At 37.1% G+C, this 11,879-nt stretch carries 11 protein-coding genes and 2 pseudogenes; 6 read left to right on the top strand and 7 right to left on the bottom strand.

Annotated features, from left to right (window positions below):
• Positions 1-283 precede the first annotated feature (283 nt).
• From H6F47_RS05280 to H6F47_RS05270, 3 genes and pseudogenes are all read right to left on the bottom strand, one after another.
• Positions 284-460 (bottom strand): hypothetical protein, encoded by a 177-nt coding sequence (locus H6F47_RS05280; protein WP_187039704.1) that lies wholly within the window; start codon positions 458-460, stop codon positions 284-286.
• 224 nt (positions 461-684) lie between these two features.
• Positions 685-942, bottom strand: a pseudogene (locus H6F47_RS05275) (EAL domain-containing protein); the annotation flags it as partial.
• Between the two features lie 79 nt (positions 943-1,021).
• Complete coding sequence (locus tag H6F47_RS05270) at positions 1,022-2,218, bottom strand: AI-2E family transporter (RefSeq protein ID WP_190346296.1); 1,197 nt, start codon at positions 2,216-2,218, stop codon at positions 1,022-1,024.
• Between the two features lie 118 nt (positions 2,219-2,336).
• Between H6F47_RS05270 and H6F47_RS05265 the strand changes: the two genes are divergently transcribed.
• Together H6F47_RS05265 and H6F47_RS05260 are read left to right on the top strand one after the other, a co-directional pair.
• Positions 2,337-2,720, top strand: a complete 384-nt coding sequence (locus H6F47_RS05265) for a hypothetical protein (protein WP_137667743.1) — start codon at positions 2,337-2,339, stop codon at positions 2,718-2,720.
• Between the two features lie 312 nt (positions 2,721-3,032).
• Complete coding sequence (locus H6F47_RS05260; RefSeq protein ID WP_190346297.1) at positions 3,033-4,448, top strand: LCP family protein; 1,416 nt, start codon at positions 3,033-3,035, stop codon at positions 4,446-4,448.
• Between the two features lie 86 nt (positions 4,449-4,534).
• Here the strand turns inward: H6F47_RS05260 and H6F47_RS05255 are convergent, their stop codons facing one another.
• Positions 4,535-4,687 carry a nicotinate phosphoribosyltransferase gene (locus H6F47_RS05255; RefSeq protein ID WP_096566607.1) on the bottom strand — a complete coding sequence of 51 codons (153 nt, stop codon included), beginning with the start codon at positions 4,685-4,687 and terminating at the stop codon, positions 4,535-4,537.
• A 42-nt stretch (positions 4,688-4,729) separates the two neighbouring features.
• On the bottom strand, positions 4,730-5,011 hold the full coding sequence (locus H6F47_RS05250; RefSeq protein WP_190647944.1) for a hypothetical protein: 282 nt from the start codon (positions 5,009-5,011) through the stop codon (positions 4,730-4,732).
• Positions 5,012-5,067: 56 nt separating this feature from the next.
• On the opposite strand from H6F47_RS05250, the gene H6F47_RS05245 reads away from it, so the two are divergent.
• From H6F47_RS05245 to H6F47_RS05230, 4 genes and pseudogenes are all read left to right on the top strand, one after another.
• Positions 5,068-6,477, top strand: a complete 1,410-nt coding sequence (locus tag H6F47_RS05245; RefSeq protein ID WP_190647943.1) for a nicotinate phosphoribosyltransferase — start codon at positions 5,068-5,070, stop codon at positions 6,475-6,477.
• 1 nt (position 6,478) lies between these two features.
• Positions 6,479-7,042 (top strand): annotated as a pseudogene (locus tag H6F47_RS05240) (nicotinate-nucleotide adenylyltransferase); the annotation flags it as partial.
• A 3-nt stretch (positions 7,043-7,045) separates the two neighbouring features.
• The gene (locus tag H6F47_RS05235; RefSeq protein ID WP_190346299.1) at positions 7,046-7,792 is read left to right on the top strand and encodes an NUDIX domain-containing protein; all 747 of its coding nucleotides are present in this window, start codon (positions 7,046-7,048) and stop codon (positions 7,790-7,792) included.
• 105 nt (positions 7,793-7,897) lie between these two features.
• Positions 7,898-9,574, top strand: a complete 1,677-nt coding sequence (locus H6F47_RS05230) for an NAD+ synthase (RefSeq protein ID WP_137667748.1) — start codon at positions 7,898-7,900, stop codon at positions 9,572-9,574.
• A 104-nt stretch (positions 9,575-9,678) separates the two neighbouring features.
• Here H6F47_RS05230 and H6F47_RS05225 read toward each other — a convergent pair whose 3' ends face one another.
• Together H6F47_RS05225 and H6F47_RS05220 are read right to left on the bottom strand one after the other, a co-directional pair.
• A complete protein-coding gene (locus tag H6F47_RS05225) occupies positions 9,679-10,872 on the bottom strand; it encodes a DUF4336 domain-containing protein (protein ID WP_190647941.1) in 1,194 nt (397 codons plus the stop codon).
• Positions 10,873-10,974: 102 nt separating this feature from the next.
• Positions 10,975-11,661: a tetratricopeptide repeat protein gene (locus H6F47_RS05220; RefSeq protein ID WP_190647939.1), complete on the bottom strand. Its 687-nt coding sequence runs from the start codon at positions 11,659-11,661 to the stop codon at positions 10,975-10,977.
• Between the last annotated feature and the right edge of the window lie 218 nt (positions 11,662-11,879).

The raw sequence follows: 11,879 nt of genomic DNA, 5'->3' as shown, positions 1-11,879 counted from the left end.
TTGATCCCTGATGATGTTAACTAGAAATAATAAGACAATTTTATTTTTGCTTAATATTGTTAGATATAGCTTACCGTTATCTCTGCCAAAAGGGAATTACTTAACTAGATAAATCCACGATATTTTATCTAATTTTTTCTTATAGTTCTATGGATTGATTTATCTGATAGTATCTATCGTATAGAATCTATGAATATACCAAACAACAGGAAATAGCGGGAGCAAGGTCAAAAAAATTAATTCTTGCTCCTGACTCCTGTACATAAACTGCGCCAGAAAGTTTCTACTGACTTCTAGAAATTTGCAATTCTGCTATAATTGGTGCTGATGAGTTTATGTAGCTAATAGGGGCGGGTTTCATATCTCGGTAGTCGAGGATTTGAACGACAATTAGGTAAGCTATAGCTAAAAGTATAGAAATTGCACCTGTAATAATGGCGACTATTTTTGAACGGTTCATCAGAATTTCCTAAAAGTTAAAATTTGATAGTTGATAGTTGATAGTTGATAGTTGATAGCCTATTCCTGACTCCTGACTCCTGACTCCTGTACGGGCGTTCGCGAAGCGTGCTGGAAGCATCAGCATTCGGGCGTTCGCGTAGCGTGCCGAAGGCAATCAATTATCAATTTTTATCACAGGTTATTTTCCGAATGCTTCGCCCCTACTTCGCCCCTACTTCGCCCCTACGACTCCTGACTCCTTGAACTCCTGACTCCTTCTTTAATGAGTTCTGTAGCTTGTTGGGCAGAAAGAGGTTTATAGAACAGATATCCTTGCACATCATCACAATTAATAGACTTTAAGAAATCTAGTTATTCAGGCTTTTCTACTCCTTCAGCAATTAGTGTTAACCCCAAGCTGCGTCCCAAGTCAACTATAGCCTTGATGATATGAGCTACTTTAGCATCTCTGGCCAATTCTTTGATAAAAGACCGATCAATTCCATGCAGATGAAAGGGTTTTTCCAAGGTTTGTAAAATTCTGGGAGCTATGTCGAATAAATGTAAAACCTAGATAGAGTTAGCCGTTTTGTATCGGCTGACGGCAAGGAACACCATCAGAAACACTGAGAGAATTATTGCCTGGAGGTGAAGGAGATGCTTCTGGTGTCATGGGTGCGGCTAACTCTCCAGAAGCAGCGTTTTCTGTTTCATCACTCATAATCGGTGGACGAATGGCGCTAATAACTGTCTTGATGACAACAGCACAAGGAACCGCCACAATCACGCCCAAAAGTCCACCGATTCTTGCCCCAGTCAAAACGGAAATGAGTATCCAAACTGGATTTAAACCTGTAAAACTTCCTAAAATCCGGGGTGCAATGATATTTTCCAGAATTTGCTGCACGATGACTGCGGCGGCTAAGACTCTAGCACCCATCCAAAAGTCTTGTAGGGAGACTAACAAAGTTGTCATGGCGATACCCACAGAACCACCAAAGGGGATTAGCGCCATAATGCCGATAGTTAAGCCAAACAACAACCCATAAGGCACTTTCAACCACAAAAAGGTGGGAATCAGAGCCGAGGCCATACAAGTAGATAAAATCAACTGGGTGATAAAGAAGTTTTGAAAACTTAGGCGTACTGTTCGGGAAAAAGGTTCACGAAATTTAGTAGGGAGCCATTCTACTAAGCTTTGCCAAAGTTCACCGCCATGTTGCAATAGATAGAAAGTCAAAACCATCGTTAACAGAAAGTCTAACAAGCTGGTAAAGGTGACGACAGCGAGATTTAATACTTGTCCGGCTATAGCTTGCAGTTGACTCTTGACGCGATCATTAATTTGCACGACGATAGCATCAAGATTAATCGGTAAGCCCATCATCTCGGCTTTTTCATTTAACATCATTAACTGCGATCGCCCAGAGTCTATCAACTCTGGTAAACGGGCTACTAACTGCTGGGCTTGAGTTAGGGCTAGAGGAAAGAGGGTGACACCCAGCGCCAATAAAATTGATAAAGCTGATAAAAATACCAAAATGGCGACTTGTTCTCGTCTTGCACCGTGCTTTTCCATCCAACTTACTGGGTAGTTAAGCAGAAATGCCAGCACTGAGGCTCCGACTAAAATGACTATCAAAGAGTGGAAATAATGAAAAATTGCCGATATCGCCCAACCATTGAGAACTAATAGAGGAGCGAATAGCGCGATCGCCCCGATTCGCGCTACTGGTGTAAATGTTTGCCACCAGTCAAGTAGCTTTCGTGTCTGCATTTTTAGCTGATTGGGGATAGAACTAAATACAACTTAAGCTAAATTCTTGTTTACAGACTATTATCTCTAACTATATGAATCTTATGTCTTCCTCTGGTTTATGATGAGACCCTCCACAATGGAAAATCTACCACCTATTGATAATTACCCACCTGCTCCAGAAACTGCCACTTCTAAAAGATTGCTGCTTTTATACTTGATTCCTGTCATCGGCTTTTTTCCTTCCCTTTGGACTCTCTATCGCCATGAGGGTAGTCGGGAACAACTGGCCGTGAGTCGTCTGTCCATTACCTTGGGCTTTACATGGATGTTAGGGTACTTGCTGTTAGCAACTGGGGCAGCTACTTCAGATTTTTTTACACTCCGGTTGTTAATTCTTAACAGTTTTCTCACATCTGGTTACTTTTTAATGAGTGTTTGGTTAATTTTTCGTGTCATTCAAGGCAGGTCTTATCCTTTGCCTGGATTCAGTAGTTTTGCCGAGCGAATACTGCGTAAATAGTAAATTTACATTTGTTCATGTTTTTAACAATCTGAGGATTGATACCAGCATTTATAGGTAATCTACCCACCAATATCATCAAATAATCAAATTTGGTTTATTATTGCCATACTTCCATAAACTACTTCCATCAACTTCCCGGATGATCAAAAAATCAACAGAAATGCAGGTAAAGGTCTTGTAGTATCTACGATAGGTAAGTAAGTAGACAACACCAAGAATTATCCATCATGGTCTAATTTATTTACATATATTGAGTTGGTATTGAGTAAGCAAATTTACGGTATTTTAGCAGTCAGTGTGAGGAAATCTGTGACTAGTCAAAGAACATCAGCAGCAGGCAAAAAATCAGCGAAAGCTAAAGCTAAAGGCAAAAACTCTCGCAAATCAAAATCAGGTCGCTGGCTATGGTTTGCGGTGGGTATGGGCGGGATAGCAATGGTCTCAGGTATGGCAGGGGCTTTGTTGGCTGTTTCTTGGGATAGTACACCTTTGCAGCAAGCTCAGTTAAGTGCTAAGGAGGCGGCAGTTTTTGATAGCGATCGCATTTCTGGCAATGGCTTCCAATTTTCTCAATTAACTCGCCCTGTGAATATCTTGGTGATGGGGATGAGTGTACTGCCTCCAGATATCCAAAATCCACCTATTGAAACCCAAGGACTTAGATATCTACCCCAAGTTAATTCTTTTGACGGTCTTGCTGATGTCATGCTCTTGATCAAGTTTGATCCAGATACCAAAAAAATAGTTATGCTTTCCATTCCCAGAGATACCCGGACAGAGGTTGAAGGGTTTGGGTTGAAAAAAATTAACGCCGCCAATGTCGATGGTGGACCGGCTTTAACTGCTAAAACTGTCAGCAATCTCTTGGGAGGCGTGGGAATTGATCGTTATGTCCGCATTAATGTCTTGGGTGTTGGCAAGTTAATTGATGCCTTGGGTGGTGTAACTGTCTATGTCCCCAAAGATATGAAATATAAGGATGATTCTCAACATTTATATATTAATTTAAAGGCTGGTAAACAGCATTTGGCAGGTGATCAAGCACTACAATTACTCCGGTTTCGCCATGATGAACTCGGAGATATTGGCAGGATTCAACGGCAACAAATGGTATTACGTGCCTTGATTGAACAAAGTCTTAATCCAGCAACATTAACACGATTACCAGAAATTCTAGAAACAGTGAGAGAACATATTGATACTAACTTATCTGTTGAGGAACTTGTGGCTTTGGTTGGTTTTGGGGCGCGAACCAATCGCTCTAATATGCAGATGTTAATGCTTCCCGGTCGTTTTAGTGAAAAACATGAGTATGAGGCTAGTTATTGGATACCCGATCCACAAATAATTAATAAATTAATGGTGCAAAACTTTGGTTTAGAATCAACATCAGTTGATCCTGAAATCACTGATCCCTCTCGGCTACGGATCGCAATTCAAGATAGTACAGGTGGCGATCGCTCTCAAATTCGTCCCTTAATTGCAGCTTTAGAACAAGCTGGATATCGTAATATCTTTATTTCTCGACCTTGGGGTGAACCTTTGGATACTACTCACATTGTTGCTCAACAAGGTGATAGTGATAGTGCTGAATCTATTCGTAATACTTTAGGTTTTGGAGAAGTGCGGGTTGAAAGCACTGGTAATATCGCCTCTGATATTAGTATTCAAGTAGGTCAAGATTGGTTACTACATAAACCAGTGTTTGAAAATATGGTTAGGTGACAGGTGACAGGTGACAGGAAGATGGGGAGTTGGGGAGTTGGGGAGATTTATTCTGTCTCCTGAACTCCTGAACTCCTAAGAAAAATCTACCAAGATGCAGCTTTACGTCTCTTATAGGGAACGCCAGTAAAAGGTTGAAAACCAGTGACAGGATAAGCGTCATCTGTAGGGCTAAAAATTCGCATGAAGGCTTCAGAAATAAATTGGGTCATACTAGCAAGCATTCTGGAGATAAACATAATCTAAGACTCCTTTTTTATGCCCTTTATCTGAGATATCTATTACTTTAATGCTGATATTTGTTGGTTGCTCATATTCGCAATATATTTATATTTTACGCAATGTTTTTTTAGATTGCTTTGCAATACTTCATTGAGTTGAAGAATCACACTTTTTCTTTTAATTCTAATTGTAAATTCTTGGCGAGTAATCGGGTATTTTTCTGACATAATTATTAGTCTTACCATTAAAAACTGTGAAATAATAGATATATAAAGATATATAAAGATTAATTTGCCTTGATTGGCAAGGTTTTCATGCATCATCTTTTCTATACTTGACATTAATTATGGTATGATTTACCATAATAAGAGAAGCACTCTTAGTAGGACGCTTTCAGATGACAGCTTTTGCAAATGTTGATGATGACAAGTACAGATACCAAAACCCAGAACTGAATCTTTGTCCTGAAAATTATAGTTTGCTGACAGACCTTTACCAGCTAACAATGGCAGCTTGTTACACAGGTGAAGGAATAGAACAAAAACGAGCCAGCTTTGAATTGTTTGTTAGACGCTTACCTGAAGGGTTTGGCTATTTAATAGCGATGGGTTTGGCGCAAGCTTTGGAATATTTAGCTAATTTTCGTTTTAATTCTGCCCAAATTGCTGCTTTACAAAGAACAGGTATATTTTATCATGCACCTGAGCGTTTTTGGTCATTATTAACAGAGGGTGGTTTTACTGGGGATGTGTGGGCAGTCCCAGAAGGAACTGCTGTATTTGCTAATGAGCCATTATTAAGAATTGAAGCGCCCTTATGGCAAGCACAAATAGTAGAAACTTATCTTTTAAATACACTTAATTATCAAACATTAATCGCTACCAGGGCTGCTAGATTACGTAATATTGCGGGGGAAAAAGCAAAACTCTTAGAATTTGGCACACGCAGAGCTTTTAGTCCTCAAGCTTCTTTATGGGCTGCAAGGGCAGCTTTAGCAGGTGGTTTAGATGCCACTTCCAATGTGTTAGCAGCATTACAACTAGGTGAAAACCCAACTGGTACAATGGCTCACGCTTTAGTAATGGCGTTATCAGCTTTAGAAGGAAGTGAACAACAAGCGTTTACAGCTTTTCATCAATATTTTCCGGGTGCGCCTTTATTGATTGATACTTTTGATACTGTTGCTGCTGCTGAAAAGTTAGCTAAAAAGGTAAATAGTGGGGAAATGACATTAACTGGGGTGAGGTTAGATTCTGGTGATTTAGTTAGTTTATCAAAACAAGTGCGATCGCTCCTACCACAAATTACAATTTTTGCCAGTGGTGACTTAGATGAATGGGAAATACAAAGATTAAAAAATCAAGGTGCAGAAATTGATGGTTATGGTTTAGGCACAAAGTTAGTAACAGGTTCTCCTGTAAATGGAGTTTATAAATTAGTAGACATTGATGGTATTCCGGTGATGAAAATGTCTAGCGGTAAGTTTACTTATCCTGGTAAAAAACAAATTTTTAGGTCTTTAGTTGATGGTAAATTACAATCTGATAGATTAGGTTTATTAGATGAAAATTCTGGGAAAGAAAAACCTTTGTTAGAGTTAGTGATGAAATCAGGTAAGCAGATAAAACCAACAGAAAATTTACAAACTATTCGAGAAAGAAGCGCATTATCTGTAGCGAGTTTACCCCAGGAAACAAGAAGTTTAGAAAATCCAATTTCTGTAAAAGTAGAAATTTCGGAAATGCTGCATGAGTTGAAGGAAAAGACTAAGAAACTAACCGCAAAGAACGCAAAGGACGCAAAGTAAGATGAAAAAGATCGCTTTATTCGGAACAAGTGCTGATCCACCAACTGCGGGACATCAAAAAATTATTAAATGGTTATCTCAACATTATGATTGGGTAGCGGTTTGGGCTGCTGATAATCCTTTTAAAGAGCAACAAACTCCTTTACCTCATCGTGCAGCAATGTTGAATTTGTTAATTACAGATATTCAAGCACCATTAGGTAATATTAGTTTGGAACAAGAATTAAGTAGTTGGCGAACTTTGGAAACATTAGAAAAAGCGAAATTAAGATGGGGTAATGATGTCGAATATACCTTAGTAATTGGATCAGATTTAGTTATTCAATTACCAAGATGGTATCATATTGAAGATTTATTAAAACAAGTGAAATTGTTGGTGATTCCTCGTCCTGGATATGTAATAGATAATATTAGTTTGGAAAAAATTAGGGAATTAGGAGGAAAAATTGCGATCGCTAGTTTAACAGGTTTAGATGTTTCCTCTACCGCTTTTCGTCAACAAAAAGACCATCAAACTCTCACACCCCCTGTTATAGATTATATTTATCGGGAGAAATTGTACGTTTAAATGCCACTACGTAACCATAAGAAAATCTCAAATTCCACACTTCAACAAACTTTGGCTGATTTTAAAGTCGGTGTGGATAATGTCATATTTTCTGTAGATACTACCAAAAATCGGCTGTTAGTTTTATTAGTAATGCGACAGCAAGAACCATTTTTAAATTCTTGGAGTCTCCCTGGTACTTTAGTTAGACAAGGAGAATCTTTAGAAGATGCTGCTTATCGCATTATGGCAGAAAAAATAAAGGTTAATAATCTTTATTTAGAACAACTTTATACTTTTGGTGGTCCAAACCGTGACCCCAGAGAAGAAATTAATAGTTATGGAGTGCGTTATTTATCAGTTAGTTATTTTGCTTTAGTTCGGTTTGAAGAAGCAGAATTAATTGCTGATAAAGTTGCGGGTATTGCATGGTATCCGGTTAAACAAATACCTCAGTTAGCATTTGATCATAATGAAATTATCACCTATGGACACAGAAGACTGAAAAATAAATTAGAATATAGTCCCGTAGCATTTGATGTTTTACCAGAAACCTTTACTTTAAATGACTTATATCAGTTATACACCACAGTTTTAGGAGAAAACTTTTCTGATTATTCAAATTTTCGAGCGCGTTTATTGAAACTTGGTTTTTTATTAGATACAGGAATTAAAGTATCAAGAGGTGCAGGTCGTCCCGCGAGTTTATATAAATTTGATGCAGAAGCTTTTGCACCGTTTAAGGATAAACATTTAGTTTTTATTTAAATTAAGTGACAGGTGACAGTTAATAGAGAATAGATAAAAATTAGTTACAAATCACCAATTACCAATTACCAATTACCAATTACCAATTACCTATTCCCTTGTCTTATGAAAATTGCAATTGCCCAACTTAACCCTATCATCGGTGACTTAACAGGAAACACTCAAAAAATCCTGGAAGTTGCACAACAAGCAGCAGCAAATAATGTCCGTTTATTATTAACACCTGAACTGTCTTTATGTGGTTATCCACCCAGGGATTTATTATTAAATCCTAGTTTTGTGAAATCAATGGATATCACATTAAAAAAATTAGCTCAAGATTTACCAGCTAATTTAGCTGTTTTAGTGGGAACTGTAGTTAAAAATAAAGATGCTCATATTACAGGGGGTAAAACTTTATTTAATAGTATTGCTTTATTAGAAGCAGGAAAAATTAAACAATATTTCTATAAGCGACTATTACCAACTTACGATGTATTTGATGAAAATCGCTATTTTGAACCAGGATTGCAAGCTAATTATTTCGCTTTAGATGATATCAATATTGGTGTGACTATTTGCGAAGATTTATGGAATGATGAGGAATTTTGGGGAAAACGTCATTATGCAGTTAATCCCATTGCTGATTTATCCATTTTAGGTGTAGATTTAATTGTCAATTTATCCGCTTCTCCTTATACAGTTGGTAAGCAAAAATTAAGGGAAGCAATGTTAAAACATAGTGCAGCCAATTTTCAACAGTCAATTATTTATACTAATCAAGTTGGTGGAAATGATGATTTAATATTTGATGGACGTAGTTTTGCTGTAAATAATCAGGGTGAAATTATTTGTCGTGCTAAAGGTTTTGAAACAGATTTTTTAACTATTGAATTTGATGAACAAATGCGAGATTTACAGTTAGATTCTATTTCCCCAGTTTATGAATCTGAAGATCAGGAAATTTGGCAAGCTTTGGTTTTAGGTGTGCGAGATTATGTAAAAAAATGCCGTTTTTCTCAAATTGTTTTAGGTTTAAGTGGTGGTATTGATTCCGCTTTAGTTGCTGCTATTGCGACAACTGCATTAGGTAAAGAAAATGTTTTAGGTGTATTAATGCCTTCTCCTTATAGTTCTGAACATTCTGTGAGTGATGCTTTAAAGTTAGGGGAAAATTTAGGAATTAAAACTCAAATTTTACCTATTGGGGAATTAATGCAAAGTTTTGATCATACTTTAGCTGATTTATTCACAGGTACAGAATTTGGTATTGCTGAGGAAAATATTCAATCTCGCATTCGTGGTACTTTGTTAATGGGGATATCTAATAAATTTGGACATCTGCTTTTATCTACTGGTAATAAATCAGAAATGGCTGTAGGTTATTGTACACTTTATGGTGATATGAATGGTGGTTTAGCGGTAATTGCAGATGTGCCAAAAACCCGTGTTTATTCTATTTGTAATTGGTTAAATACCCATCATCAAAAAGAAATTATTCCTCAACATATTATCACAAAAGCACCAAGTGCAGAGTTAAAACCTGGTCAAGTTGATCAAGATTCTTTACCAGCTTATGACATTTTAGATGATATTTTAGAACGGTTGATTAATAAACATCAATCAGCAGGGGAAATAGTTAATGCAGGTCATGATCAAGTAATAGTAAATAGGGTGTTAAAACTGGTTTCTATTGCGGAATTTAAACGCCGTCAAGCAGCACCAGGATTGAAAATTACAGATCGTGCTTTTGGTACTGGTTGGAGAATGCCTATTGCTAGCAAGGTAATTGGTGACTGGTGACTGGTGACTGGTGACTGGGGAAAATCAAGTCAAAAGTCAAAAATTCTGTTCCCTAATAATTACGAATTACATTCGCGTAGCGTTTCCGAAGGAAATATTACAAATTACACTTTTTCCTTTTGAGGTGTAGCAATACCCCGCTTCACTAAACCAGCTTCCAATTCTTCAATAAAACGCACATCTTCTTTTAATAAAGGTTGCTGATAACTCGCTTTTGGTTGCTTTTCTAAAAAACTAAATGCTTGTCTAAATTGTTGAGGAGTAGCTTTAATAGGTGCATCAAAATGACAAGAAATAATTTGTTGAAAATCCCAATTTGCAATTTGATCAGCCCATTCTATTACTTCTCTTCCTCCTTGAGGAAGGATGAGAATTTGTAAAATTGGGGCGACAAAAGGACGACCATTACCAGATAATGCAGTAAAGGTATCTTGCCAATTTTCATCCCATTTAAAGGGGAAAAAACCAAAGTATGCTTGATGTGAACGATCAGGGGATTTTTTGGCATCTTTCCACATTTCCCCAAGTTGAGAAATTTTGACTGCACTGGGACGAAAATAAATTGCAAATAAAGCTATTCTTTGCCAACCACGACGACGGTTATCAGCATTATCTATCATTTTTTGCTGGGCGTTGTCTCTAGCATGAAATAGTAAGGGATAGGGATCTATTTGTAAAATTTCCGGTGGTTCTTCAGAAATAGAAAGTATGGTATCTGTTAATAATAAAGTGCGAGATGGTTTGTGTAATAATGCAACTTCTTGGAAAGAACCTTTACCTAAATTGATATCTAAAATTTTATATTCAAATTCATTACCAAAGGGGTTGTTTTGATGATTTATTGATAAAAATAATGTCCGTTTTTGAGGAAAACCTAACCAACTGAGGGGAAGATTAAAAGGAATACTCCATTGATGGGGAGCAACATAAACTAAAGCCTGGGGAAATTTTCTGGCAAAAGGACCGACAAATATTTTATGTTCTAAACCAGAACTGGTAGGTAAAATTATATATTTTACTTCCCCATGTTTTTGTTCCAATTCTTTTACTAAATTGATACATTCTGGGGTAGGTGCTACAGGTGCATAAACTAAAAGTCCGCCTTCCTGTAGCTTAATTATGGTCATTCTAACTGGTACAACTGTATACAGAATGCCCTGTAATTGATCAAATATCCATAGGCTATCTTTGATAATTTCTCGGCATAGAGTCTTTCTTTTTCCGTAGGGATACAGAGGTAAAATAGGCCAAAAAGACCATGACAAATTTTGCTGATTTTCTATTCCCTGAGTATTCATAATTTTGGTAATTCACCAGAGTCTATTTCTTATTTTTAGCATTGGTTAGAGTTCAGCAATCATTTAATTTGTCAAGGAATTTTTTTCTGCTACCTACTAACATTAACCTCCGATCTCTCTGAGCATATTTTCTACTCTGTTTGCACCTTCTGCATCATTACTGCTGCGATATAAACTAAGAGCTTGTCTTAAAGCATTGCTGGCCTGTTCAGTTTGTCTACGTTGTTTGAACATTGAACCCATCAATTCATAAGTACGTGGATTGTTACGGTTTAATTTAATTGCTTCTTCAAAAGCCCACATCGCTGAGGTATAATCACCTAAAGCAGTTTGTGTGACACCTAACCCTAAATAAGCATTAAAATTGCTACGGTTTAGCTGGATGGATCGACGATAAGCTTCTTTTGCTCCGTTGGTGTCTCCTAAATTACCTTTGATATAACCTACAGCGTAATAAAAGTCACTATTATTCCCATCTAGGGCGATCGCACGACGATAAGCAGTTAAAGCTAACTGAAAATTACCTTGTTGAGCATATAAGAACCCAATTCCAGAATGAATTCTCGCATTTCTGGGAGCTAATTTTGCTGCTTCCTGATAGACAGCGATCGCCCCATTATAATCCCCCGCATCGACTAATCTCCGCCCTTCCTCTAATAATTCCCTTAACCGTGGGTTACTTGCTTGGGCAACTAATACCTCTGTACTTTCAGCCACTACAGGAATTGCAGTTACAAAACTTCCTAATAATAGAACAGCCACCAAAAATGATGTTTGTTTGTATACCATAAAGATCCTTAAATTTTAGTGAAGTTTTTGTTTGTACATTAAAACAAAAATATTTAGTTTTGAAAACTGTATTTATTCACATTAACAAAATCTTCTAAAATTGGTAATTTTTAGAACCCTGTCCTGTTGCTGTATATAGGAATTCAGGCGAACATCTATACTCATCTGATAAGTGGCAAGACTATGAACTAGATGCAATTCAATTGGCATTTACAAGT

Source organism: Sphaerospermopsis sp. FACHB-1094 (assembly GCF_014696195.1).
In the GTDB taxonomy this organism is placed as follows: Bacteria; Cyanobacteriota; Cyanobacteriia; order Cyanobacteriales; family Nostocaceae; genus Sphaerospermopsis; species Sphaerospermopsis kisseleviana.
The sequence above is the reverse complement of the archived record's forward strand: the minus strand, read 5'-3'. Positions and strand labels throughout refer to the sequence as shown.